The 24,678-nt window shown below is 71.4% G+C and carries 20 protein-coding genes; 10 read left to right on the forward strand and 10 right to left on the reverse strand.

Features of this window, described 5'->3' with window-relative positions; genetic code table 11:
- Positions 1 to 31 precede the first annotated feature (31 nt).
- Positions 32 to 352: a hypothetical protein gene (locus AQJ84_RS34435; RefSeq protein ID WP_051870201.1), complete on the forward strand. Its 321-nt coding sequence runs from the start codon at positions 32 to 34 to the stop codon at positions 350 to 352.
- On the opposite strand, the gene AQJ84_RS34440 is transcribed toward AQJ84_RS34435, so the two are convergent.
- The 5 genes from AQJ84_RS34440 to AQJ84_RS34460 form a co-directional block, all read right to left on the reverse strand.
- Positions 339 to 2,741, reverse strand: coding sequence for a galactose oxidase-like domain-containing protein (locus tag AQJ84_RS34440; protein ID WP_030044108.1), 2,403 nt, complete (start codon positions 2,739 to 2,741; stop codon positions 339 to 341). The genes AQJ84_RS34435 and AQJ84_RS34440 overlap by 14 nt on opposite strands.
- Positions 2,742 to 2,752: 11 nt before the next feature.
- On the reverse strand, positions 2,753 to 3,955 hold the full coding sequence (locus AQJ84_RS34445; RefSeq protein WP_030044109.1) for a glycosyltransferase: 1,203 nt from the start codon (positions 3,953 to 3,955) through the stop codon (positions 2,753 to 2,755).
- Positions 3,952 to 5,601, reverse strand: coding sequence for an ArnT family glycosyltransferase (locus AQJ84_RS34450; protein WP_030044110.1), 1,650 nt, complete (start codon positions 5,599 to 5,601; stop codon positions 3,952 to 3,954). The genes AQJ84_RS34445 and AQJ84_RS34450 overlap by 4 nt, the downstream gene beginning before the upstream one ends.
- Entirely contained in the window at positions 5,598 to 6,866 is a 1,269-nt protein-coding gene (locus tag AQJ84_RS34455; RefSeq protein ID WP_030044111.1) for a glycosyltransferase, read from the reverse strand. Before AQJ84_RS34455 ends, AQJ84_RS34450 begins: the two co-directional genes overlap by 4 nt.
- Positions 6,867 to 7,063: 197 nt before the next feature.
- Positions 7,064 to 9,097 (reverse strand): thioredoxin domain-containing protein, encoded by a 2,034-nt coding sequence (locus AQJ84_RS34460; protein WP_053192239.1) that lies wholly within the window; start codon positions 9,095 to 9,097, stop codon positions 7,064 to 7,066.
- A 180-nt stretch (positions 9,098 to 9,277) separates the two neighbouring features.
- Here AQJ84_RS34460 and AQJ84_RS34465 point away from each other — a divergent pair, with 180 nt between their 5' ends.
- From AQJ84_RS34465 to AQJ84_RS34480, 4 genes are read left to right on the forward strand one after another with little or no spacing between them, the layout of a single operon-like run.
- On the forward strand, positions 9,278 to 12,478 hold the full coding sequence (locus AQJ84_RS34465; RefSeq protein ID WP_053192245.1) for a tetratricopeptide repeat protein: 3,201 nt from the start codon (positions 9,278 to 9,280) through the stop codon (positions 12,476 to 12,478).
- A gap of 44 nt (positions 12,479 to 12,522) precedes the next feature.
- Entirely contained in the window at positions 12,523 to 15,015 is a 2,493-nt protein-coding gene (locus AQJ84_RS34470; protein WP_157874993.1) for an adenylate kinase family protein, read from the forward strand.
- Between the two features lie 4 nt (positions 15,016 to 15,019).
- A complete protein-coding gene (locus AQJ84_RS34475) occupies positions 15,020 to 16,318 on the forward strand; it encodes a CHAT domain-containing protein (RefSeq protein WP_053192234.1) in 1,299 nt (432 codons plus the stop codon).
- Positions 16,315 to 17,295 (forward strand): hypothetical protein, encoded by a 981-nt coding sequence (locus tag AQJ84_RS34480; protein WP_053192233.1) that lies wholly within the window; start codon positions 16,315 to 16,317, stop codon positions 17,293 to 17,295. The genes AQJ84_RS34475 and AQJ84_RS34480 overlap by 4 nt, the downstream gene beginning before the upstream one ends.
- 60 nt (positions 17,296 to 17,355) lie before the next feature.
- Here AQJ84_RS34480 and AQJ84_RS34485 read toward each other — a convergent pair whose 3' ends face one another.
- Complete coding sequence (locus tag AQJ84_RS34485; protein WP_051870204.1) at positions 17,356 to 17,643, reverse strand: hypothetical protein; 288 nt, start codon at positions 17,641 to 17,643, stop codon at positions 17,356 to 17,358.
- Positions 17,636 to 18,517, reverse strand: a complete 882-nt coding sequence (gene mca / locus AQJ84_RS34490) for a mycothiol conjugate amidase Mca (RefSeq protein ID WP_078632338.1) — start codon at positions 18,515 to 18,517, stop codon at positions 17,636 to 17,638. Before mca ends, AQJ84_RS34485 begins: the two co-directional genes overlap by 8 nt.
- Before the next feature lie 114 nt (positions 18,518 to 18,631).
- Here mca and AQJ84_RS34495 point away from each other — a divergent pair, with 114 nt between their 5' ends.
- Both AQJ84_RS34495 and greA read left to right on the forward strand, forming a co-directional pair.
- Positions 18,632 to 19,030 carry a DUF4307 domain-containing protein gene (locus tag AQJ84_RS34495; protein ID WP_030044120.1) on the forward strand — a complete coding sequence of 133 codons (399 nt, stop codon included), beginning with the start codon at positions 18,632 to 18,634 and terminating at the stop codon, positions 19,028 to 19,030.
- Between the two features lie 187 nt (positions 19,031 to 19,217).
- Positions 19,218 to 19,718, forward strand: coding sequence for a transcription elongation factor GreA (gene greA / locus AQJ84_RS34500; RefSeq protein WP_030044121.1), 501 nt, complete (start codon positions 19,218 to 19,220; stop codon positions 19,716 to 19,718).
- A 58-nt stretch (positions 19,719 to 19,776) separates the two neighbouring features.
- Here the strand turns inward: greA and AQJ84_RS34505 are convergent, their stop codons facing one another.
- The 3 genes from AQJ84_RS34505 to ilvA form a co-directional block, all read right to left on the reverse strand.
- On the reverse strand, positions 19,777 to 20,622 hold the full coding sequence (locus AQJ84_RS34505; RefSeq protein WP_030044122.1) for an ABC transporter permease: 846 nt from the start codon (positions 20,620 to 20,622) through the stop codon (positions 19,777 to 19,779).
- Entirely contained in the window at positions 20,619 to 21,629 is a 1,011-nt protein-coding gene (locus tag AQJ84_RS34510) for a daunorubicin resistance protein DrrA family ABC transporter ATP-binding protein (RefSeq protein WP_030044123.1), read from the reverse strand. Before AQJ84_RS34510 ends, AQJ84_RS34505 begins: the two co-directional genes overlap by 4 nt.
- Positions 21,630 to 21,824: 195 nt before the next feature.
- Positions 21,825 to 23,054: a threonine ammonia-lyase gene (gene ilvA, locus AQJ84_RS34515; protein WP_030044124.1), complete on the reverse strand. Its 1,230-nt coding sequence runs from the start codon at positions 23,052 to 23,054 to the stop codon at positions 21,825 to 21,827.
- Between the two features lie 163 nt (positions 23,055 to 23,217).
- Here ilvA and AQJ84_RS34520 point away from each other — a divergent pair, with 163 nt between their 5' ends.
- The 3 genes from AQJ84_RS34520 (at position 23,218) to AQJ84_RS34530 (ending at position 24,662) form a co-directional block, all read left to right on the forward strand.
- Positions 23,218 to 23,724 (forward strand): MarR family winged helix-turn-helix transcriptional regulator, encoded by a 507-nt coding sequence (locus AQJ84_RS34520; RefSeq protein ID WP_030044125.1) that lies wholly within the window; start codon positions 23,218 to 23,220, stop codon positions 23,722 to 23,724.
- A 160-nt stretch (positions 23,725 to 23,884) separates the two neighbouring features.
- The gene (locus tag AQJ84_RS34525) at positions 23,885 to 24,388 is read left to right on the forward strand and encodes a sigma factor-like helix-turn-helix DNA-binding protein (RefSeq protein ID WP_030044126.1); all 504 of its coding nucleotides are present in this window, start codon (positions 23,885 to 23,887) and stop codon (positions 24,386 to 24,388) included.
- Positions 24,389 to 24,413: 25 nt separating this feature from the next.
- Positions 24,414 to 24,662: a hypothetical protein gene (locus tag AQJ84_RS34530; RefSeq protein WP_030044127.1), complete on the forward strand. Its 249-nt coding sequence runs from the start codon at positions 24,414 to 24,416 to the stop codon at positions 24,660 to 24,662.
- Positions 24,663 to 24,678 lie beyond the last annotated feature (16 nt).

A 24,678-nucleotide genomic window follows, 5' to 3' on the forward strand; every position in this document is an offset into this window, starting at 1 on the left:
GCGGGGCCGGTCGGCGCGATGGGATGGCGGCATGAACACCACGCAGCCGTCCGGCTCCCGTCTCCTCACCGGCTGGTCCGTCGCCGGACTCGTCCTTCTGCTGCCCACCGTCGTCCTCGCGTGGATCGCGGTGCTCGCCTCCGAGCGCGGCAGCCGTTGTCTGATGTACGGCGAGGAGTGCTCGACGATCCCTGGCGGGCTCCTGTACGGCCTGTTCTGCGCCGCCCTCGCGGCCGGTGTGCTGGCACTGGCGTGGCCCCGCACCCGGGCGGAGTCCGCCCGGGCCGGGGCCGTGGTGGTGCAGTGGGGTGCTCAGCTCACGCTGGGCGCCATGATCCTCAGCGGCGCCTGAGATCCGTCTTCCCGCAGGCGATGCCGTCCTTGCCGGGGTCCAGCCCGAGCGGGTCGTCCCTGCCGTTGATCTTCAGCCGCCCGTAGTCGTTCTCCTTCAGCCAGGCGCAGCGGGCGGCCGTCGTCTTCTTCACCTCGTCCGGGAAGGCGGTCGGCACGCAGACGTTGATCGAGCCGTAGTGCCGGTCGCAGCCGGAGACGGTCGGGCTGACCTTCTGCGAGGCCCTCTTCTTGCCGGGCTTGGCGACCTTGCCCTCCAGGGAGTCGGCGAAGGAGTGGACGTGCGCGGAGGCGTCCGTGGCGCTCAGCGCCTGCGGGCCCTGGAGGTGCACCCACTTGGCCACGGACGGCACCCCGTTGGCGTCGACCGCGAAGAGCATGTACCAGCCGGGCGGGGCCATGTCGGGATTGCTCGTCACGTTCAGGTCGACGTTGTTGCCGTCCACCGACAGCGGCAGGTCCACGAACCGCTGGTTGGGGTCGGAGGAGTGGGTGACGGCGGCCGGACGGATCAGCTCGGCCTTGGCGATGGGCCGGTCGACGGTGATCCGCTGGGTGTCGCCGTAGTTCCACTCGGTGTCGATCACCGAGGTGATCGTCGGGCGCTCGCCCTTGAGGAGATAGGGCGGCGTGTAGATCGACACGTTGTGGTTCCAGGTGCCGTTGCCCGGGTTGTCGCCGGTGGTCATCACCCGGCCGTCGGGCAGCAGGAACGCGGAGGAGTGGTAGCCGCGGGCCTCCGGGTCGACGGCCACCGGGTCGAAGGTGTTGGTGGCCGGGTCGTAGAGGGACGTCTCGTAGACCGGGTTGGCGCGGTTGTGCAGCGCGCCGCCGGTCTCCAGGACCTTGCCGTCGGGCAGCAGGACGGCGGAGACGTACATCTTGCCCTGGTTGCCGGTCTGCGGGACCGGGCCGTTGCCGAGGTCGACCGTGCCCTGCGGGATGGGCGGCCCGGCCACGTAGGACGGGTTGGCCGACTTGAGGTCGATGACGTCGGTCAGCCGGTTGCCCTCCGGGTTGGAGTCGATGTTGCCGCCGCCGAGGGTGAGGACCTTCTGGTCCTGCGCCGGAGGCAGCAGCACGCTCGCCGACTGGTCACGCTCGTCCTTGTTCTGCAGACCCGCAACCTGCGTGATCGTGTTGGCGTCGTAGTCGTAGATCGCCGCACCGGTGCCCGGGATGTTGTTGCCGAAGACATGGCTGCCCGAGTAGAAGAGGCGGCCGTCCTGCATGAGGATCATCGACGGGTACAGGCCCCAGTACGACCAGGTCTGGTTGACCTTCCAGGTCGGCAGCCACCGCTGCTCGGCGTCGGACCACAGCTCGGCCGTCACCGAACCGGTGGAGTCCTCGCGCAGACCCCCGAAGGAGATCACGTCACCGTTGCCGAGGGCCGTCGCCGACGGGTACCAGTGGCCGTCGTTCATGTCGTTGGTCTTGCTGTACGTCTCGGTGACCGGGTCGAAGACGTACGAGTCCTTGTAGCCCTCGTAGCCGTGTCCGCCCGCCACCGGGTACGCCTTGTTGCCGCTCATCACCAGCACCCGGCCGTCCTGCAGCTGGACGTGCCCGGAGCAGAACATGTCCTTCGGCGTGGGGATGACCTTGTAGGTACCGGCGACCGGGTCGTACACCGCGGAGGTGAACGTGCCCGCCTCGAACATCGACTCGTCGTTGCCGGAGCCCGCGATCAGCAGCACCTTGCCGTTGTGGAGGACCACCGAGTGCATGGAACGCACCGGGTTCTGCGTGGGCAGCACGTCCCAGCGGCCGTTCGCGCACTGTTCGGCGGTGCCGGTGCACTCCGGGTCGGGAACCGGGTCGGCGACCTGTTCCATCGTGTAGTCGTCGGTGGTGGCCGAGCCGGTGCCGTAGACGGAGACGCCCCAGGTGATGCGGTCGGTGCCGGCCGGAACCTCCGGGGTCCGGACCGTCGCCTCCGTCCAGTTCCCCGCCATGTCCAGCGTCTTGAGGTCGGTCCAGTACTGCCAGCCCGCCGTGGTGTCGTGCCGGAAGAGGGTGACGGACGCGTCCGGGGTGGTCGTCTTGTACCAGAGCCCCAGGTCGTACTGCTTGCCAGCCGTCACCACCGGCGCGCACTGGGTCGACTCGGTGATCAGCGCCTTGCGGTCGCCGTCGACCCGGCGGGTCAGCTCGACCTTCATCGCCTTGGAGCCGGAGTGCGCGTCGGAGGTGGTGGTGAAGCTGAAGTCGTTGTCGCCCCAGCCGGACTTCTCCCAGCAGTAGGGCATGTCGTCACCGCCGGCGGTCTCGAAGCCGGGGTTCTTGATGAGGTTGGCGGCGGAGGCGGGCTGGGGTGAGGTGAGCAGCAGGCCCCCCGTCAGGCCGGCCACGGCCAGGAGGGCGGATCTTCTACGGCGTCGGTTCACACGGCTGTCGTTCACACGGCTCTCCCTGCGGTACGGCCGCCATCGAGGCCCCCGCGGCCCCTGCGCGGCAGATAGACCAGCGCTTCGGTCCCCACGAAGCGCAGGACGAAGGTCGTCACCAGGGCGAGGGCGGTCGCGGACAGCACACCCATACCGAACCGGTGGACGAACAACGCGATCAGCGGGATCCGCAGCACCAGGTCGGCGTTGGCGAGCAGCGCGAACCGGCCGGCCCGGTCCCACCACCTCCGGTGCCGACGGCGGTCACGGAACAGCAGATGCTCGATGAGCAGGAAGTTCCAGGCGACGCCGAACTGGTTGGCGACGATCTCCGCCGGTACGTAGTGCATGCCGAACACGGTCAGCGCCCACAGCCCGAGCAGGTTCGGCACGAACCCCGTCGCGCCGATCAGGCCGAAGCCGACCATCCGGGCCACCGGGGAGGCGGTACGCAGGCCCGCCAGATGGCGCAGGAACCGGAACCCCTCCTGGGCACTGGACTTGGACTCGCCGGCGAAGCGGTCCTGGAAGACGAACGGGACCTCGGTGACCCGGCGCGGACGGCTGCGGACGGCGAGTTCGAGGAGGATCTTGTAGCCGAGCGGCTGGAGCACGTCGGCGGTGACCGCGCTGCGCCGGATGGCGAAGAAGCCGCTCATCGGGTCGCTGATGCCGTGCAGCCTGCGCGGGAAGAGGGACTTGGTCAGCCAGGTCGCCGCGCGCGAGACGGCGACCCGGTAGCTGCCCGCGAGCCCGGCGCGGCTGCCGCCCTTGATGTAGCGGGAGGCGACGACCAGGCCGGCGTTCGCCCGCTCCCCCGTGGCCACCAACTCCGGCACCAGCGAGGGCGGATGCTGGCAGTCGCCGTCCATGACGACGATCCAGTCCGACCCGGCCGCCTTCATGCCCTCGACGACCGCGCCGCCCAGCCCGCCGACCGGCTCGTCCCGGTGCAGGACGGTCACCGGGAAGGGGCAGTCCCGCGCGGCCTCGCGGATGACCTCGGGGGTGTCGTCGGTGGAGTCGTCCACGAAGACGACCTCACAGGGCAGCCGGGACGGCACCGACTCGGTGATCTGGTGCAGCAACTGCCGTACGTTGGCGGACTCGTTGAAGGTCGGTACGACGATGGTGACGGCGCCCGGCTCAGGTACCTCGGCAGCCCGCACGTCCGGATCGCCCAGCTCACCGGGGACGGTGTACTCGTGGGTCATCGCGCGCCTCCGGAGGTCGCCTGGATCTGCCGGATCTCGATCCGGTCCTCGCCGGTGCCGAAGACGGCGACCGGCTTGGAGTGCTGGATGGCCGCCTTGACGTTGGGCAGGTCGACCGCGTCACGCCGGACCGTCGGGGAGGCCACGACGTAGTCGATGTCCTTCCAGCCGCCCGGCATCGTCTTGGTGACCGCCGGGTCGAGGTCGGCCTTGTAGAACCAGATGACGCCGAGGCCGGGCCGGTACCCCGCGTGCACCAGGTCCAGCCAGAGCGCGTCGTCCACGAGCACCCGGGTGTCCTCGGGGTTCTCCACCTCACTGCTCAGCCACTTGGAGGCGGCCTTGTAGGGGGCGTTGGCGTCGAGGGTGACGGCGGTGCGGTCGCCGTCGTACCACTTCGGTACGACGTAGGCGCCGGCGGCGATCGCGAGGACCGCCGCGAGGGCGTACCGCCCGCCGGTGAGGAAGCGTTTCTCCCCCTCGGTCCGCCACCTGCGCAGCACGCCGTGGGCGACCGAGGCGGTGCCTCCGGCCAGCACCAGGGCGAGGAACGGCAGCGCCTGGATGACGTACATGGCGGGCAGGTAGCCGTTGGGGCGCAGGGCCAGCGCGGCGAGGATCGCCACCGTCAGGGCCGGTCCGGCCAGTGCGCGGGCGGTGACCGACCAGCGCCAGGTGGCCAGCAGCAGGAGAGCGCCGGCGAGGCCGCCGAGGGGCAGGACCCGGTCGTAGTAGAGCCACGACTGGAAGACGCCCCAGGAGCCGGAGCCCTGGTCGAGGATGAAGCCCGAACCCGGCCTGGTCATCTGGTACTTGACGCCGTCCCACAGGGAGACGTGCCCGCCGCCGGGCAGCAGCTCGCCCTTGAGCAGGGCGAAGAGGGGGTAGGAGAAGCCGATCAGCGCACAGGCCGTGATGGCGCCGGTGACCGCGAACTTACGGGTGTCGCGGTGGCTGTGGCGCCAGAGGGTGACCAGGAGCGCGGGCAGGATGACGAGCATCGTCTCCTTGGTCAGGACCGCCGTGGCGGCCGCGATGCCCGCCCCGAAGTGGTGCCAGAGGTGGCGGCTCGGGGAGGCGGCGAGGGTGAACGCCAGAAGCGTCCACATCACCGCGAGGTTGTCGAGGAAGATCTCCCGCTGGAGGACGACCGACAGGGGCGAGAGCCCGAAGAGGACCATGCCGAGCCCGGCGGCCCAGCGGGGCAGGGCGAGCCGGCGGCCCAGGACGTAGACCAGCACGGCGCTGGTGCCGCTGACCACCAGCATGATCCCGCGCATCGAGCCGACGGTCATCGACTCGGGGCTGATCAGCGAGGGTATCCAGGTCAGCAGCGCTATCTGGATCCAGCCGAAGGGCGGGTGGTCGTACCAGTAGGTGTAGTGGGCGAGGCCCTTGCCCTCCTGGACCGCCCAGGCCTGCGCGAGGTAGGTGCCCTCGTCGTCGCTGAGGGTGGGGTAGTCGGCGATGTTCCAGCCCTGCACGACCAGGATCGCCACGAGCAGCAGACCGCACAGCAGCAGGTCGGGGCGGGAGGACCGCAGCCGTCTCGGCGGGGTCGTTCGGCCGGCCGAACCGGGATCAGGCGCAGGCTTCCGCTGCGCGGGGACCGTGGGAGTGGTCACCGCGGGGAGGGTGGAGGTCACGCGGGGACGTCCTCTCGGGTCGCTTCGGCCGTGTTGAGATGCGCGCCGACATGAGTGGTCAGCTCCCAGTCGTTGCGGCCGCGCTGCTCGCGCCAGACGGCGCGGACGGCGGCTCCGGCAAGGAGGACCTGGTAGAAGGGGCCGCCCACGACGAGCTTGACGTAGTGGACGAACCGGACACGGAGCCCGTACTGCCTGCCGAAGTCGTGCAGTCCGACGAGCTCGAAGACGAAGGTGACCAGGGCGGTCACGGCCGGGAGGAACGTGATGAACGCGATGCCCACGGGCACGTCCATGAAGAGCGCGATGGCCACGTTCAGCGGGATGACGAGGCCGGTGAAGGCCTGCATGAACGGCGTCATGAGGGTGTAGCGGGCCAGCAACCGCTGCCCGAATCCGGGCAGTTGCTTCCAGTCCTTCTTCCGGTACACCTGGAGGAAGCCCTGGTTCCAGCGGGTGCGCTGCTTCAGCAGCGACATCAGCGAACCGGGGGTCTCCTCCTTGGTCACCATGTCGGAGTCGTAGGCGACGACGACCTTCTTGCCGACGCTGGACAGGCGCACGCCCAGGTCGCAGTCCTCGGCCAGGCACTCCGGGTCCCAGCCGTCGGCCTCCCGCAGCACGTCCGTCCTGACGAAGACGGTGTTGCCGCCAAGCGGGATGAACCCTTTCTGCGCATGCAGGTGCAGCCGGGAGCGGAACCAGAAGAAGTACTCCAGGCAGTTGCGCAGGCTGTACCAGCTGGAGTGGAAGTTGATCAGCTGGACGCCGCCCTGGACGACGTCCGCGCCGGTCGTGCGGAAGGCGTGGTCGACATGCGCGAGCAGTTCCGGGTGGACCTGGTCCTCGGCGTCGAAGACCCCCACGACATCGCCTCGGCAGTGCGGCAGTGCCGTGTTCATCGCCTTCGGCTTGTTCTTCTTCTCGTGCGTGTCGACGACGACCCGGACGCGTGGATCGCGTTCCGCGGCGTCGCAGGCGACGGCCGTGGTCTCCGGGTCGTCATGGCCGACGATCACGATGATCTCGAAGTCGGTGTGACTCGACTCCAGCAGCCGCTGGATGGTGTGGTCGAGCACGGCCTGCTCGTGCCGTGCCGGAAGCAGCAGCGAGAAGGAGAGACTCTCGCCGCCGTCCGGTCTGTGGAAGCGGGTGGAGGCGAGCACTTCGGGCGTACGCCACGCGTGCATCTGCCACCACAAGGTGAACGCGGCCATCCAGAACAAGGCAAGCGAGATGGCAGCGATGAAGACGGACGTCAGCAACAGATCCCCCCAGATCCCAAACCCCCTGTCGCGACGGCCCCTCCCGTCGCGCCACTGTGCAGAGATTAGGGGGGAACTGTGAAGCGCGGGAGCTGTTCCGATAAATAGCGTGTTTCGGAACGGCGAGGCGGGTAGCGGGAGTTATCCGAACACCTGGCCCATTTGGGCAGACTGAACGAACCCTTCCGTTCCGCCTCTCAGTCGGTCAGGGCCGAGCGCAAACGCTCCGGATCGGTCGTCGGGGCGTCGCAAGTGAAGTTACGGCAGACAAACGCGGTCGGTTCACCGTCGACGAGCGGCCGGCCGGCGAGCAGCGGGAACTCCTCACTGTCCGGAGTGCCGACCGCGACGACCGCTCCCGGGGCGGTGCCCAGAAGTGCCGTACGGTGCAGGGCCCTTGTACCTTCGTCGGTCAGTCCCGGCCCCACGACCGCCACCTCGCGCGGCCCGTCCAGCAGCGCCTCGGCGACCGCGAGCCCCCAGCCGACGAAACGGGGCACGCGCGGGCCGAGGGCCTTGACGACACCGAGCGCCTTCTCGGCGGCGGTGCGATGGGCTTCGGCGCCGGTCTGGGCCGCATAGCTCAACAGGGCACCGGCGGCGGCGGTCCAGCCGGACGGCGTGGCGTTGTCGGTGGGGTCCTGCGGCCGGCGGATCAGCTTCTCGGCGTCCAGTGCCGTGTCGAACAGGGCGCCCGACTCCGGGTCGGCGAACCGGGTCAGCACATGGTCGAGGAGGAACCCGGCGAACTCGAGCCACACGCCCTCACCGGTCACGGAGGCCAGCGCCAGGAAGCCCTCCGCCACGTCGGCGTAGTCCTCCAGCACCCCGGCGTTCGCGCCGGCCTGCCCGTCCTTGCTGGTACGGGCGAGACGGGCATGCTCGTCCAGATGCAGCCGCACGAGGAGGTCGGCGGCACCGAGCGCGGCCTCGACCAGGTCCGGGCGGTCGAAATAGGCGCCGGTCTCGGCGAGCGCGGCGATCGCGAGTCCGTTCCAGGCGGCGACGACCTTGTCGTCACGGCCGGGCGCGGGGCGGCCGCTCCGCGCCCGAAGCAGCCGCTCGCGGACGGAGGCGACACGGTCGGCGTCGAAGTCCTGCTCCTGTTGCGGGAGTTGGAGAACGGACAAGCCCTCCTCGAAGGTGCCCTCCTCGGTGACACCGAAGTACCGCACGGCGAGCTCGGCGTCCTCGTCGCCGAGCACCTCCCTCAGCTGGGCGGGCGTCCAGACGTAGTAGGCGCCCTCGACGTGCTTACCCGTGCCGTCGTCGCTGTCGGCGTCGAGCGCGGAGGAGAACCCGCCCTCGTTCGTCCGCAGTTCCCGCACCATGAAGTCGGCGGTCTCCAGCGCCACCCGGCGAGCGAGCTCGGAACCGGTCGACCGCCACAGGTGCGCGTAGACACGGCAGAGCAGGGCGTTGTCGTACAGCATCTTCTCGAAGTGCGGCACGACCCAGTCACGGTCCACGGAGTACCGCGCGAACCCGCCCCCGAGCTGGTCGTAGATCCCCCCGCGCGCCATCCGCTCACAGGTGTCCCGGGCCATCTGCAGGGCACCCTCGGCGCCGGTGCGCGCGTGGTGCCGCAGCAGGAACTCGACCACCATGGACGGCGGGAACTTGGGCGCCCCGCCGAACCCGCCGCGCTGCGGGTCGTACTCCCGGGTGAGCCCGAGCAGCGCCGCGGCCAGCTGCTCCTCGCCGGGCGCCCGGCTGTCACCGTAGGAGATCTCCCGCCCGGCGAGATCCCGCACGATCTTCCCGGCGACCTCGGCGACCTCGTCCCGCCGGTCGGCCCAGGCGCTGTGCACCCCCTCCAGCACCTGCTGGAACGAGGGCATGCCGTGCCGCGGGGCGGGCGGGAAGTAGGTACCGAAGTAGAAGGGCTCGGCGTCCGGCGTCAGGAACACGGTCATGGGCCAGCCACCCTGCCCGGTGGCGGCCTGGACGGCCTCCATGTAGACGGCGTCCACGTCGGGGCGTTCCTCGCGGTCGACCTTGACGCTGACGAAGTGGGCGTTGAGCTGGTCGGCGGTCTCCTGGTCCTCGAAGGACTCGTGCGCCATGACGTGACACCAGTGACAGCTGCTGTAACCGACGCTGAGCAGCACGGGTACGTTCCGCTTCCGCGCCTCCTCAAAGGCCTCGGCCGACCACGGCCACCAGTCGACGGGGTTGTCGGCGTGCTGAAGAAGGTATGGGGACGTCTCGTGCGCCAGTCGGTTCGGCATGAGGTCCATCCTGCCGCAGTACCCCGCCCATCACCCGGCAGGCGTCTCCCGGACAGTCGCCTCGGACCGTGCCGTGCCCGTGCCCGTCGGGTGATCGAAGGCCGCCCGCCCCCTCGCCCCCACGCGCCGTCCGCAGCACACTTGACCAAGAAAGCCGTTGCGCCGGAGGGGGACATGACCATGCGGGCCAGTCATCGTGCGGAGGCCGAGCGGCTGTTGGTGCGGGCCGTGGAGGAAGAGGTACGGCGTTCGGGCGGGCGTACCGACGGGGGTGTGCTGCTGTCGCGGGCGCGGGCGGCGTTGGACTCGATGGCGCAGACGGCCGCCGAGGAGTACACGGCGTACACCCGCGCGCTGGACGAGGTGGCCGCCGGTCAGCTCAGCTTCGGGCAGCGGTACGCCAAGGAGGGATCCGGCACTCCGCTGCTGGTGGCGGGCGTGGCGGCGGTCGCGGCCACCGTCGCCGACCTGGCCCTGGGTACCGGCGCGGGTACGGCGCTGGGAGCCGGGGTGACCGTGGGGGTCGTGGGCGCCGCGGCGACGGTGGTGAAGGTGGCCGGTTCGCATCTGCCCGCCGCACACCACCGCGCGGGGGCGATGGGCCAGCCGGGCGGCCCCGAGCAGCTGCGGTTGCAGTGGCTGACGGCTCTGGAGGTGCGCGGGATCCGCCCGTATCTCGACCAGCAGCGGGTACGCAACGCCTCCACCGGCCCGAAGCAGACGGGGCCGCGGCTGAAGGGCTCCGACAAGAGCGCGGCGGCCCGCGGCCGGAACGTACTGGAGCAGTCCTTCGGGCAACTCCCGGAACCGGTGGGCGCGTTCGCGGGCAGACGGCAGGAGGCGGCGCGGATCCGGCAGTGGGTGCAGGCGGCCCGGGCCAGTACCGAGACCCGGCCGACGGTGGTCGTGCTGCACGGGGCGCCGGGCAGCGGACGTACGTCACTGGCGGTGCGCAGCGCCCACGACCTGAAGGACTACTTCCGGGGCGCGTGCGTGGTGGACCTGCGCGGCGACACCCCGAACGAGCCGCCGCTGCCGACCCGGGACGCGCTGCTGCACCTGCTGAACCGGCTCGGGGCGCCGCGCGAGCAGTTGCTGTTCCGTGAGCGTTCCTCCGCGGACCAGCAGGTCAAGCGGCTGAGCGAGTTGTACCACCAGCATCTGACGGGTCTGCCCGTCACCATCGTCCTGGACGACGCGAAGGACCCCGAGCAGGTCCGTGCCCTCGTTCCGGAACGCTCCGACAGTCTGGTCCTGGTCACCGCCCGCGCCCCGCTCGACCTGCCCTCCGACCTCGCCGCCCGGGTGCACCAGCTGCCCGTGGAGAGCCTGGACGGGCCCGGCGCGGAGGAGCTGCTGGCGGCGGCCGCGCAGGACGGCACCGGTCCCTACGACGCCGAATCCATCGAGCGGATCGGCCGGTTGTGCGGCGGTCTGCCGCTGGCGCTGCGCATCGCCGGTTCGTCCCTGGGCCCGCGCTCGCCCCGTCAACTGGCCACGGATCTGGACGCGTACGGCCCGGTCGAACCGGCCGAGAGAGTGCTGTGGCTGCGCTACACCGACCAGACGGACACGGCCCGCCGGCTGCTGCGCCGTCTCGCCCTGGCCGGCCGGGCCTCGCTGGGAGCCGCCGCGGCCGCCGCCCTGCTGGCCACGGACGAGACGGAGGCGACCCGTCATCTCGTCGCCCTGGCCCGGGCGGGCCTGATCGACCACGTCCGCGGCAGCCGCTACCGCGTGCACGACGTGGTCCGCGCCTTCGCCCACGCCCGCCTCCTGGACGAGGAGGAGCCGACGGAGCGTACGGCCGCGCAGGAACGACTGATCGTGAACTACGCCGATCTCGCGGACTCGGTGCTGCGTCTGGTCGACGGCAACATGTCGACCCGCTCCGACCGTTTCAGTCCGCACGGCTTCCACTCCCTGGACGAGGCGCTGCGCTGGCTGGACGACGAGTCGAGCTTCATCACGGCCGCGCTGCGGCACGCGGAGGGCGTGAACCAGGCGGCCGTACTGAACCTTCTCGGCGCCCTGTGCGACTACTGCCTGCTGCGCGGCGACCTCTACCGCCTGGGCGAGATCAGCGAGCTGGCGCAGGCGGTCGACCAGGGTCTGCTGGTGCGGTCGGTGCAGTGGCGTACGGGTATCGCGGCCCGGCAGCTGGGTGAGCTGGACAAGGCGCGCACCACGCTGACCTCGGTGGTCGACCTGTACATGGAGGCCCACCACGACGCCGGCGCGGCCCGCGCCCTGTGCTCCCTCGGCATCACCCTGCACCACCAGGGCAACCTGACGGAGGCGGCGGCCAGGCTCCGGGAGGCGCTGGATCTCCAGGCGGCGCCGGACCTGGCCACGGACCGCGCCTGGACCATGCACGCGCTGGCGGCGGTCGAGCGCGACCGGGCCCGTCTCGCCGAGGCCATGGAGCTGCTGACCCAGTCCCTCCTCCTGCACCGCGCGGGCGAGTCCGTGCACGGTGAGGCGTGGGCCCACTTCCAGCTCGGCCAGCTGGGTCTGCGGATGGGGGACGTACCGCGCGCGGAGGCCGAGCTGCGCACGGCCCTCGATCTGTACGGCCGTACCCGCGACGCCCGTGGCGAGGCCTGGGCCCTGACCCAGCTGGCCCGGGCCCGGCTGGTCGCCGGCGACGCCTCGGCGGCCGTGGACGCCCTGCGGCAGGCAGCCTCGCGGCACCGCGACAACGAGGACGCCCGCGGTGAGGCCTGGACGGTGTACTACCTGGGCCAGGCGCTGGAGGAGACCGGCAACCTGGACCTCGCGGTCCGCGAGCTGGAACGCTCCCGCACGATGTTCTCCCGAATGCGCGACGTCTACGGTCTGGCCTGCGCCCGCCACCACTCGGCCCGGGTCACCCGCGACCAACGGGCCGCACAGACCGGGTCGTTGCGCAACTCCGGTTTCGCCCGTCAGCTCCTGGTCGACGCCCGGGCCGACTTCCAGCGCATCGGGGTCGCCCACGGCGAGGCGTGGACCTGCCTGGAGCTGGCGGTGGTGGACGCGGGCAACGCCCGTACCCCGCAGGCTCTCGCCCTGTGCGACGAGGCGGTGGGGCTGTTCACCTCGTACGGGGACCGTCGTGGGGAGGACTGGGCGCGCTTTCTGCGCTGCACGCTGTTGCCGTACGCGGCGCCGGGCGGCACGGAGGTCGGTACCGCGGTGGCGCAGGAGGAGCTGACGCAGCTGGGCCGGGCGGCTCATCCGAGCCGGGACGAGAAGCTGGACGACTACGTCGGGGCGTACCAGCTGTTGCTGGAGCGCGGGGTCAGCCTCGAAGCGGGGTGGCAGGCCTGGCGGTTGGGCATGGTGCCGGGGAGGCATTCCCGGGAGGTCATGGGCGTGGCGGTCGCCGCGGCGTCGTGAGCGGGTAGGGGTGGGGAGCCGGGTGTCGTCCTGAGGGGGGTGCGGTGGACAGGTCGCGAGCGAGGTTGGGGGCCGATGCGCTGCGCCTGCGGGGTGCCCTGGAGGGCGGCTGCCGGGTGCTGGTGCTGCACGGACCGGCGGGCGGCGGGAAGTCGACGCTGGCACGGCAGTTGGCGGACTTCCTCGGCGAGGACCGCCGAAGGCCGATGCGACGGCTGGCCATCGGCCGTCGGCCCGCCCGTCCGATCCACCTGATGCTGCGGACGCTGCTCGCGGTCGGGGTTGCGCACGACCGGCTGCGTACGGCGCTGCTGGCCGAGGGCGAGGACTGGACCGGCCAGGTCGGGGCGGCCTGCCGGGAGGGGCTCCGGGCCGACGCCCCGGCGGTGGTCGTGCTCGAGGACGTGCCGCCGGGTACCCGCGGTCAGTACCTTGTGCGGGCTGTCGCCGAGATGCTCGAGTACACGGAGTGCGTGCTGATCGCCACGACCGGTACGGACACCGCTCCGGCCGCCGGTGATCCGGACGTCCTGTGGCACCGGGTGGCCCCGGAGCCCGGGGAAGCCCGGGCACCCGGTTTTGAGGAGCGGCGCGCTCTGCTCCCCGGCCCGGAGGCGGCGCTGCTCGACATCTTCGCGCTCTGGGAGCGGACCGAGTTCCCGCTGGACACGTGGTTGCCGGTCAAGGGGCTCACCGCTTCCGAGCGGCGCGACATGATCGAACGCCTGCACCGGAAGGGCTTCTTACGGAAGGTTCGCCCCGGCTGGTACGAGCTGCGCCCCGTCGTACGCGACGAGCTCGTCGGCACCGCTCCCGACCCCGAAGTCAGAGGCGTTTCGGCGTTGTTCGACGCCCGCCTGGCCCAACGGCTGCTGGACGAACCCCGGGTGCTGGGCGACACGGCGGAACACTGGGTCGAACTCGCGCTGCGTCTGCTGCGATCCGATCAGCCCCACGCCCCCCTCTTCCTCAACTGGTTGGCGAGCGGGCTGGCCGGCGAGGGAGCTCTGATCCCGCTGCTCATGCTGAAGGCCGGGCTGGAGCACCACACCGGCGGCTGGGACGCCCTCACGGTCCCGCTCGCCGCGGCCGCCCGCCAGGCGGGCCTGCCCGTGGCGGCTGCCGAAGCCCTGACGGCGGCCGCCCGCCGGACACCCGGGGCAGCGGTCGCGGGCCGTACTCGGCCGGAGGCGGCCGTCCTTGGCGAACTCGCCCTCACCCAGCATCATCTGGGCCGGCTGCGCGAGGCCGAGGACACCCTCGACCGGCTTCCGGCCGGGGTCCCGGACGGCTGGGCGCTGCACGTCCGCGCAGCGATCCGCACGGACCGCGGCCGGCTGCGGGAAGTCGGCCGTCTTCTGCGGCTCGCGATCGAGACCCACCAGGTGCACGGTGACCGGCGCGGCGAGGCCTGGGCCGTCTTCCACTACGGGCGGCTGCGGCTGACGCGCGGTGATCTGGAGGAGGCACGCAAGCGTCTCGACACCGCGTGGCACACCTTCCAGGACGTCGGCGACGTGGTCGGGGCGGCGTGGGCGGCCACCGAGCTGTGCCGGGTCGCTCTGCTGCACAACGGTCCCGAGCCGGACGTCCTGCGAGAGCTGGAGGCGGCCCCCGCGGCGCATCGGGAACACGGCGACGCACGCGGGGAGGCCTGGGCGACGCTGTGGTCGGGGGTGGCGTACGCGGATGCCGGGGATCCGCGGGCGGAGGCCGTACTGGAGCGGGCGTTGCGCCTCTTCCTCCTCCTGCCGGACCGACTGGGCGCTGCCTGGGCGTGGCACCACCGCGCGGCACTGGCCGGCGCCACGGCCACGCTGCGGGACGCGTTGTCCGCCTTCACCGACGCCGACTGCGTACCCGGCGTCGCCTGGACGCTGCTTCAGGCCCCGGTGCAGGCCGGCTCCCTCCGGCCCCCCGCCGACACCCTGCTGTCCGAGGCCGGGGACCGGTTCGAGGCGATCGGGGACCTGGCGGGCGAGCTGTGGGTGGCCGCCGTACGGCACTGGTCTGACGCCGGCGCGAGCGCCCGGGCGGTCCAGGCGCTCGGCCGGTGCTACCCGGGCCATGTCCTCGCCGACGTCGACTGGCGTGGGCCGCGGGACGGGATTCCGCATGCCGTCCGCCACCTCATCCTCGGGGCCGGCACCTACCCGTTCCACGAGGAGGCGCCCCAGCCCGCGGCCCACATCCGCCTCACGCTCCTCGACGACGCCCCCGTCCCCGACACGGCCGCCCGTATCGCGCTGCGCGTGGAGCCGGCGCCCGGGACGGACGCGCCCCTGCCCCGGCTGACCGCCCGCGCCACCCCGCTCACCCGCGCCGACATCGACCCGCCCCACTCCGTCCCGGTCCACGACACCGCCCTGTTCCTGCTCACGCCCCACGCACCCGGCCGGCACCGCGTCCGGTTCACGATCGAGGACGCCGTCTCCCTCACCGTCCTCCAGCAGGTGGAGACGGACATCGACGTCACGGGCCCCACCGGCGTCGCTCGCCTCGCCGCCCCGCAAGCCGAACCCGCCCGGAGGGCCTGAACCGGTGGCCCGTGAACTCCCCGTCCGTGTGGTCCAGGACCCGAGCCTCGGCTTCAGCCGGCTGCCGTCCGCCACCCCGCCGCCCGACCTGGTCGTCGGCTTCGACCTGTGGGGCGAGAACGGCATCCGGGCCCGGATGTACGGCCCGGCGCTGCCGACACTGCCGTACGAGCGGCAGATCCCGCTGGAGACGACACCGGGGGAGGTCCGTTTGCTGACGGCCCGGCTGCGCCGCCTGTGGAGGGAGGAGTTCGTCGGGCTGCAGCCACTCGACGCACAGGGCCGGCCCGCGCCCGGCCGCCCGGACTTCCCGTACGCCACGCTCGTCGACCTGACGGGCGAGCCGCGGCAGGAGTTGGTGGGCGCGGTGTCGGAGCTGACGAAGTACGGCGCCCACCTGCTCTTCGACGTCCTGCTCGGCAGGGGCGGCGGCGCCATCAAGCGTTTCCGCGAGGAACTCGTCACCGTGCTGCGCTGCGAACGGCCGCTGCGCGTGCGCTTCGACTCCGACTTCCCCATTCCCTGGCCGATGCTGTGTCTGCCGCCCGACTCCGGGGACGAGCCGGGGCCGGCCGGACTGTTCCACCGTTTCCTCGGGCACCGGCACCTCGTCGAGCACACGGGCAGCCACTACGCGGAGATCGGGGAGGACCAGGCCGGTCCGCCGCCTGCGGTGCCGTCCGTGAGCCTCAACCACGACACCGGGATCGACCGGCGCGGCCGGACCCGGGCCGCCGAGGTCGCCGAGGTCCTCGCCCGCGGCGGCACCCTGACCGAGCGCACGACGCGCCCGCAGCTGGAGCGGGCTCTCGCGGACGCCGGCCTCGACGAGCAGCTGATGTACTTCTGGTGCCACGGCCAGTTCCAGTCGGCCGACCCCGAACCGCCCCACCTCGTCGTGAGGCTGACCGACCAGCGCCCCATCGACGCCTACACCGTGCAGGCCCACCGCCCGCCCCGCCGCGCCTGCGTCCCGTTCCGGCCGTTCGTCCTGCTCAACGCCTGTTACGCGGGCCTGCCCGGCAACGCCGATCTCGCCTACCTCGGCCGCGCCCTCATCGAGACGGGCGCCCGGGGGGTCCTCGGTCCGCAGATAGAGATGCCTCAGGTGTTCGCGGCCGAGTACGCGCTGGAGTTCCTCACCCGCTATCTCGCCGGCGAAGGGACCGCGGGTGAGATCGCCCATGCCGTCGCCCGGCACTTCGCGGACGAACTGCACAACCCCCTGGGCTTCGCCTACGCCCTGCACTGCGGCATGGACGCCCGACTGGAACGAGCCGATCCCGCGGAGGCGCCCTCATGACCCGTGCCGATGTACGTGTCGTCGATCTCGGCTCGGACGGCCGGCTCCTGGAGGACACCGCCGGCGGTCTCCGCCCGGTCCCCGCGCACCGTCTCGCCGCCCACTTCGCCGAGGAGCTCGCCCCTCCGGCCTGGGCCACGGACCTGCTCGTCTACGTCCACGGCTGGCAGGCCACGCCGGACTCCGCGCTGACGGCCGTCCACCGGCTGCTCGCGCTGGCGGCGGCGCGATACGACGACACCCGCTACCCGCGGCTCCAGCCCTGGCGTCCGTGGACCGTGCTGATCCGCTGGCCCTCCCGCTCCCTGCCCTCCCTCGGCGGCTACCGCCGTATCCGCGACCGGGCGCACGTCATGGGCACGGACGGACACGCCGCGCGGGTCGTCGGGCGGCTGCTCGGTCACCTCGACGCTCACCGGGCCGATCCCGGGACGGCTCCGGTGCTGGCCAACCGGGACGGTCAGTACCTGCACCTGGTCGGGCACTCCTTCGGCTGCCGCTTCCTGTGCGAGGCCGTGCAGTGGGCGGCGGAGGAGGAGCCGCTGACGCTGGGGTGGAGCACGCCGGCGCCCCCGGGCCGGCCCTTCACCGTCGACTCGATGCTGCTGCTGCAGATGGCGGCCCCGCGTGACGTCTTCGCGACCGGGTTCCCCGCGCTGGCCCGGGCGCCCCTGCGCGGGCCGGTCGTCGCGACGTACTCGCAGCACGACCGGGCCACCGGCTTCTGGCATCTGCGGGCCGAGAAACGGGCGGGCGTCGGCTACGCGGGCATCGGTACCGCGCCCGCCCCGGTCTCCGCGATCCGGATGCTGCCGCCGGACACGCCGTACCCGCTGGCCACGCTCGACCACCGCTTCGTCAGTGTCGACGCGAGCGAGGTCTTCGTGCGCGGGAGCGGCCTGGCGGGCGCCCACTCGGACCATCTGCGGCCGGAGACCGCCCACCTGCTGCTGTCCCTGGCCGGCCACTGCCGGTGAGGAACCGCGTGGCCGGTCGCGCTGACCGCGGGCGGGCGGGCCCCGGTGGGGGCATCAGCCTCATTCGGCCTTGGAAGCGCCCTGGGAACCGGCGGCGGACTCGGCCCTGGAGCCGGCCGGGGCCTCGCCGGACCCGGCGGCGGCCGCGTCCGTGTCCGGTGCCTCCTTGAACTCGACCCTGCCCATGTGGCGGTTCATGGACTTCATCAGGGCCCACACGGCCAGGGCCATCGCCGCGAAGACGATGAAGCCGAGGACGCCGGGGGTGACCTTGTCCTCGTCGACCTCCTTGGCGAGGGTGGCGAGGTGCGTCATTGCCAGGCTTGCGCTTGCGCTCATGTCAGGCATTGTCGCGGATGCCCGCAAAGAGGTCGTCCTCGGGGAGGGAGGTATCGACGAGCGCCTTCGCGAGCTCGTACTCCTCGGTGGGCCAGACCTCCTTCTGGATCTCCATCGGGACGCGGAACCAGCCGCCGTCGGGGTCGATCTGCGTGGCGTGCGCGATCAGGGCCTTGTCGCGGATCTCGAAGAAGTCGGCGCACGGGATGTGCGTGGTCAGCGTGCGCTCGGTGCGCTCGAACTCGCTCCAGCGCTTGAGCCAGTCCGCGTACGGCGACTCCATGCCCCGCTCCAGCAGCGCGTTGTGCAGCGCCTCGGTGCGGGGACGGTTGAAGCCCTGGTTGTAGTAGAGCTTCTGCGGCTGGTACGCCGGTCCGAACTCGTCCTCCGGGTACTTCCCGGTGTCCGCCGCGCCCTCGAACGCCACCATCGAGATCTTGTGGGTCATGATGTGGTCGGGGTGCGGGTAGCCGCCGTTCTCGTCGTACGTCGTGATGACCTGCGGACGGAACGAGCGGATCTTCCGCACCAGCTCGCCGGCCGCGGTGTCGACGTCCTCCAGGGCGAAGCAGCCCTCGGGGAGCGGCGGCAGCGGGTCGCCCTCGGGGAGGCCGGAGTCGACGAAGCCGAGCCACTCCTGCTTCACGCCGAGGATCTCGCGGGCCTCGTCCATCTCCTTCTTGCGTACCTCGTGGATGTGCTCCTCGATGTACCTGTCGCCCTGCAACTTCGGATTGAGGATGGAACCGCGCTCCCCTCCCGTGCAGGTCACGACCAGCACGTCCACCCCCTCGGACACGTACTTCGCCATGGTGGCCGCGCCCTTGCTCGACTCGTCGTCGGGGTGGGCGTGCACGGCCATCAATCGCAGCTGGTCAGTCAAGACTCAATCCTCGTAAGTCGGCGCCCGGTGTGACCGGGTGCGATGGGCTGCTTCTATAGTGACCGAATCGGAGGGCCAATAATTCCGGGCCCCGGTCCCGCCGAGAGGACGATCATGAGTACGGCGAGCACGCGACTGCCCGAGGGCCGTTACGGCCGCTCCTCGGACGAACGCGCCGACCACAAGCTCAAGATCGTCGGTGCCGCCCTCGCCGCTCTGCTGCTCGCCCTCATCGGTTACTTCGCGTATCACTACGTCGGCCAGAACAAGATCAGCGCCGAGGTCATCACCTTCGAGCAGGGCAAGGACGCTGTGCGGGTGCACCTGGAGGTCCGCAAGGACTCCGGGGCCGACGGCTACTGCACGGTGCGCTCCCAGGCGGAGGACGGCGCCGAGGTGGGCCGGGCCGATTTCCACTTCGACGGCGACGCCACCCGCATCGACAAGGTCGTCACGCTCCGCACGACGGCCCCGGGCACGACGGCCGAGCTGCTCGGCTGTCACGCCGACTAGGACCTCCGTCGTAGTACGTAGACGCTCAGCAACCGAACGACGCTGACCTGCGGCGACGGAATTCTGAGGCTTATGTCCTCCCCCTTGGGCCGCTGAATTGTTAGGCTCGTGGTTTCGCCCTTCCGTGAAGGAACATTCTTCTGGGTAGGGCGATGCTTTGTATTCCCAGTACCTACGAGGAGCACCTGTGACCCAGACCAGCGAGAACGTCACCTGGCTGACCCAGGAGGCGTACAACCAGCTCAAGGCCGAGCTGGAGTACCTGTCTGGTCCTGCGCGCACGGAGATCGCCGCCAAGATCGCGGCCGCGCGCGAGGAGGGCGACCTGCGCGAGAACGGCGGGTACCACGCGGCCAAGGAGGAGCAGGGCAAGCAGGAGCTCCGCGTGCGCCAGCTGACCCAGCTCCTGGAGAACGCCAAGGTCGGTGAGGCGCCGGCCTCGGCCGACGGCACGGTGGCGCCCGGCATGGTCGTGACGATCGCCTTCGACGGCGACGAGGACGACACCGTGACCTTCCTGCTCGCCTCGCGCGAGTACGCGAGCGCCGATGTCGAGACGTACTCCCCGCAGTCCCCGCTGGGTTCCGGCGTGATCGGCCACAAGGTCGGCGAGGACGCGCAGTACGAGCTGCCCAACGGCAGGAAGGCCTCGGTGAAGATCCTCAAGGCCGAGCCCTACAGCGGCTGACCCAGCCCCCGCATGCCCTTGGCGAGCCCCCGGCGTCCCTCGGACGCCGGGGGCGTCGTCATGCCGTCGCCGATCGGTACTTGCGCACCGACAGGGTCCTGAAGATGACGATGATCAGGATCGAGTAGAGCAGGGAGGCCCAGACGGGGTGCTGCATCGGCCAGGCGTCGGAGGTCGAGACCCCCGGGTTGCCGAAGAGCACACGGCAGGCCTGGACGGTGGCGCTGAACGGGTTCCAGTCGGCGACATGGCGCAGCCAGGGCGTCATCCGGCTGGAGTCCACGAACGCGTTCGAGATGAAGGTGACCGGGAAGAGCCAGATCAGCCCGCCGGAGGTGGCCGCCTCGGGGGTGCGCACGGACAGGCCGATGAGCGCGCCGATCCAGGTGAACGCGTATCCCGCCAGGAGCAGCAGCCCGAAGGCTCCGAGCACCTCCACGGCGTTGGTGTGGGTCCGCCATCCGACCAGCAGGGCGACGACCGCCAGCACGAGCAGGGTGAGCGCGGTCTGCACCAGGTCGGCGAGCGTCCGCCCGGTCAGCACCGCGCCACGCGCCATGGGCAGTGAGCGGAACCGGTCGATGAGCCCCTTGTGCATGTCGTCGGCGATGCCCGCTCCGGCGCCCGCGGTGGCGAAGGTGACCGTCTGCGCGAAGATGCCCGCCATGAGGAACTCGCGGTAGACGGCGGGGTCGGTGGTGCCGCCGATGTTCATCGACCCGCCGAAGACATAGCTGAACAGCACCACGAACATGATCGGCTGGATGAGCCCGAAGATGACCATCTCCGGGATGCGGGACATCCTGATGAGGTTGCGCTTGGCGACGACCAGCGAGTCGCGGATGGACTGGGTGACGGGATTGCCGGGCGCCGTGATCCGCGCGGCGTCGGTGACGGCGCTCACTTGGCTGCCTCCTTCTTGTTCCGGCGGTCCTTGCCGTCCGCCGCGGCGCCGTTCTCCTCGTCCTTCGTCTCGGCGACATGGCCGGTCAGGGAGAGGAACACGTCGTCCAGGGTGGGGCGGCGCAGGCCGATGTCGTCTATCTCGATACCGCGGATGTCCAGTTCCCGGATGACCTCGGCGAGGAGCTTCGCGCCGCCGGTGACGGGCACGGTGAGCTTGCGGGTGTGTTCCTCGACGGTGGTCTCGCCCTTGCCGAAGCCGGCCAGCACCTCCCGGGCCGTGGGGACGTGCTCGCGTTCGTGCACCACGACCTCGACGCGTTCGCCGCCGGTGCGGGCCTTGAGCTGGTCGGAGGTACCGCGGGCGATGACCCGGCCGTGGTCGACCACGGCGATGTCGTGGGCGAGGTGATCGGCCTCTTCGAGGTACTGGGTGGTCAGCAGCAGCGTCGTGCCGCCCGAGACCAGCTGCTTGATGACCTCCCACAGCTGCTGGCGGTTGCGCGGGTCGAGGCCGGTCGTCGGCTCGTCCATGAACATCACGGGCGGGGACACGACGAGCGCGGCGGCCAGGTCGAGGCGGCGGCGCATGCCGCCGGAGTAGGTCTTGGCGGGGCGGTCGGCGGCGTCCGCGAGGTTGAACTGCTCGAGCAGTTCCTCGGCCCGGGCCTTCGCCGCCTTGGCCTTCATCTGGTAGAGCTGGCCGACCATCTGGATGTTCTCGCGGCCGGTCAGGTACTCGTCGACCGCGGCGAACTGGCCGGAGAGGCCGATGGAGCGTCGCACCTCGTTGGGCTGCTTCAGCACGTCGAGGCCGGCGACGACCGCCTTGCCGCTGTCGGGGCGCAGCAGGGTCGTCAGGCAGCGGACGGTGGTCGTCTTGCCCGCGCCGTTCGGCCCGAGCAGGCCCAGCACTGTGCCCTCGGGGACATCGAGGTCGACGCCGTCCAGAGCCCTTACGTCGCCGAAGGTCTTGACCAGGCCTTCGGCGTAGATGGCGCCTGGCATATGAGTCTCCACGTCATTGGGGAATCTTCGAAAAGCCTAGGTTTGCGCATTTTGTTCCACCCGGTGGAGGGCGGAGGGGTGACTGGCACGAGACACACCGTAACGCGATGTATCGCGTCTCTCAATGGAATTTCTCGAACGAGTGACAAGCGGGCCCCGTCGGAGCCCCTTCAACGCCCCGCCGACGCCCTGACCTCAGGCGATGACCGTGTAGCCCGCGTCGCGCAGGGCCTGGCCGACCTCGGCGCAGTGTGCCGGGCCCTTCGTCTCCAGGTGCAGCTCGACCTCCGCCTCCGTGAGCCCGAGCCGCGGATCGGTCCGGACGTGGCCCACATCGAGGACGTTAGCGTCCACCACTGACAACACCCCGAGAAGCGTAGCGAGGGCGCCCGGCCGGTCCGTCAGCCTGAGCCGTACGGCCAGGTAGCGGCCCTGCGCGGCCATGCCGTGGGTCAGGATCCGCTGCAGCAGCAACGGGTCGACGTTGCCGCCGGACAGCACCGCGACGACCGGCCCCTCGAAGGAACCGGGGTCACTCAGCAGCGCCGCGACCGGGCTCGCCCCGGCCGGTTCGACGACCAGCTTGGCCCGTTCCAGGCACAGCAGCAGCGCGGTGGACAGCTCGTCCTCCGTCACCGTGCGCACCTCGTCCACCAGATCGCCGACGATCCCGAACGGCACGTCGCCCGGCCGCCCGACCTTGATGCCGTCGGCCATCGTCGCCGGGTTCTCGATCGACACCGGGCGCCCCGCGGCCAGCGACGGAGGGTAGGCGGCCGCGCCCGCCGCCTGCACGCCCACGATCCGCACGTCGGGGCGCAGCGCCTTCACGGCGACCGCGATACCGGCCGCGAGTCCGCCGCCACCGACGCCCACGACGATCGTGCGCACCTCCGGGCACTGCTCCAGGATCTCCAGGCCGACCGTGCCCTGACCGGCGATGATGTCGGGGTGGTCGAACGGGTGGATGAACACCGCGCCGGTCGACTCCGCGTACTCCTGCGCGGCGGCCAGCGTCTCGTCGACCACCTGGCCGTGCAGCCGCACCTCGGCGCCGTAGTGCCGGGTGGCGCTGATCTTGGGCAGCGGGGCGCCCATCGGCATGAACACCGTCGAACGCACCCCGAGCAGCGACGACGCCAGTGCCACGCCCTGCGCGTGGTTGCCCGCGCTGGCGGCCACGACACCGGCGGCCCGCTCCTCGGGCAGCAGTCCGGCGATGCGGACGTACGCGCCACGCAGCTTGAACGATCCCGTCCGCTGGAGGTTCTCGCACTTGAAGTGGACCGGCGCGCCGACCAGCTGGGTCAGGTGCCGGCTGCCCTCCATCGCGGTCGCCCGCGCCACGCCCGAGAGCATCTTCTGGGCACCGCGCACGTCGTCGAGTGTCACCGGCGGCACGGAGGGGGCCTCACGGTAGTTCATGACTCGAGTCTCGCAGTTCACACGCGCTGACCGTCGCTGTGACCAACCTCCGAGACTGGTTTGCGCAGCCCCGGTACGGCCCGCCTTCCGGCCGCGTACCCTGTCCCCCAACCCAGCACCCCTTTCATGAAGTGAGCCCCCGGCCATGCCCACAACACCTGAAATGTCGATGGACATGACGACCGTCGGTGACAGCGGTCTCCTCGACACGCTGCAGCACGAGGTGGCGGTGTTCGCCCGCCGTGCCGAACAGACCCGGCTCGGCGGCGTGGGGCAGGTGCGCAACTCCATGGACCGCGCCGCGTACCTGCTGCTCAACCGGCTCGACAAGGAAGGACCGATGGGCGTCAAGGCGCTCGCCGCGAGCATGGGGATCGACTCGTCGACGGTCACCCGGCAGGTGGCTCCGCTCGTCGACACCGGGCTCGTCAAGCGGACCTCGCACCCCGAGGACGGCCGGGCGGTGGTGCTCCAGCTGTCCCCGCGCGGGCTGTCGCGCCTGGAGGAAGTGCGCTCGTCACGGCGTCAGTTGATGGCCGAGCTGACACACGACTGGGCGCCGGAGGAGCGCGAGGCGTTCTGCACGCTCCTCACGCGCTTCAACAGCGCCCTGTCCGCCCGGATGGCGGCTCAGGAAGTACCCGGGGCGGAGTCGCCCACGGCCTCCTGAGGGCCTCCCACGCGCGCGTGGCTCCGCATCGGCGGTGCGCGGCTCTTGACCGACACGCCGTGCCTGGCCTCAGATGAGACCGGGTCCCGGTCGTACGCCGTTTCGTATGCCGTACGTGTCCGGCCCCTTCCCTCACGATCGCCCTCAGGCGGGAGGCGCGGTGCGGCAACGGCAAGCGGCCCAGGGCGCCCGTCGGGCCCGGGAGTTCGAGGCGTTCGTCGCCGGAGCGGCCGGGCGGCTGCTGCACGCCGCCACGCTCCTCACGGCGGAGGCACCGCGCGACAACCCGCGCGCGCGGCGCCTGCTCACTCTGGCCCTCGCGCACACGTACGCGCACTGGGACGGGCTGCGCGGCGAGGACCCGTACGACCGTGCCCGCGAGTACCTGGCCACCCGTTTCGCGCGCGGCGTGTGGCACCGGTACGGCGGTTTCGGCCGGGCCCGTCGGCACCCCGCCGGCCCGCTGGCCCGGCTCACCCCGCAGGAACGTCTCATCCTCGTCCTGAGGCTGTACGAGGGTGTCGCCGAGGAACAGGCGGCGGCGCTCCTGGGCCTCCCCGTGGAACGCGTCCGGTCGATCTGCGACCGGGCCACCGCGACCCTGCTCCATCCGCCACGGGATCCCGCGCCGGCGGTCTCGGGGGCGAGGGTGGCGCCGTCATGAGGCGGCCCGACGACCGGAGGCCGCGGTGAACCGGGCCGAGCGGGAGGCCGCCGTGCGGCGGATCATGGACCGGACCGTGCCGTCCGTGCCCCCGGAACTGTACGGCGAGGCCGTCCGGCGCGGCGGCCGCATGCTGCGCCGCAGAAGGGCCGCCCGGTGCCTGATGTGGCTGCTGCTCATCGCCGCGAGCGTGGCCTTCCTCGTGTGGGCGCTGACGGTCCAGCCGTGGGTGGAGCCGCCGTCGGACACGACCCCACCCCTCACGGACTGGTGAGTCCGGCAGAACCCGC

Source organism: Streptomyces resistomycificus, assembly GCF_001514265.1.
Classification (GTDB): Bacteria; Actinomycetota; Actinomycetes; order Streptomycetales; family Streptomycetaceae; genus Streptomyces; species Streptomyces resistomycificus.

Bases quoted from the DNA above. Each gene is read 5' to 3' on its own strand.
- AQJ84_RS34435 (WP_051870201.1), top strand. From the start codon at position 32: ATGAACACCACGCAGCCGTCCGGCTCCCGTCTCCTCACCGGCTGGTCC.
- AQJ84_RS34445 (WP_030044109.1), bottom strand. From the start codon at position 3,955: ATGACCCACGAGTACACCGTCCCCGGTGAGCTGGGCGATCCGGACGTG.
- AQJ84_RS34460 (WP_053192239.1), bottom strand. From the start codon at position 9,097: ATGCCGAACCGACTGGCGCACGAGACGTCCCCATACCTTCTTCAGCAC.
- AQJ84_RS34465 (WP_053192245.1), top strand. From the start codon at position 9,278: ATGCGGGCCAGTCATCGTGCGGAGGCCGAGCGGCTGTTGGTGCGGGCC.
- AQJ84_RS34480 (WP_053192233.1), top strand. From the start codon at position 16,315: ATGACCCGTGCCGATGTACGTGTCGTCGATCTCGGCTCGGACGGCCGG.
- AQJ84_RS34485 (WP_051870204.1), bottom strand. From the start codon at position 17,643: ATGCCTGACATGAGCGCAAGCGCAAGCCTGGCAATGACGCACCTCGCC.
- AQJ84_RS34495 (WP_030044120.1), top strand. From the start codon at position 18,632: ATGAGTACGGCGAGCACGCGACTGCCCGAGGGCCGTTACGGCCGCTCC.
- AQJ84_RS34510 (WP_030044123.1), bottom strand. From the start codon at position 21,629: ATGCCAGGCGCCATCTACGCCGAAGGCCTGGTCAAGACCTTCGGCGAC.
- ilvA (WP_030044124.1), bottom strand. From the start codon at position 23,054: ATGAACTACCGTGAGGCCCCCTCCGTGCCGCCGGTGACACTCGACGAC.
- AQJ84_RS34520 (WP_030044125.1), top strand. From the start codon at position 23,218: ATGTCGATGGACATGACGACCGTCGGTGACAGCGGTCTCCTCGACACG.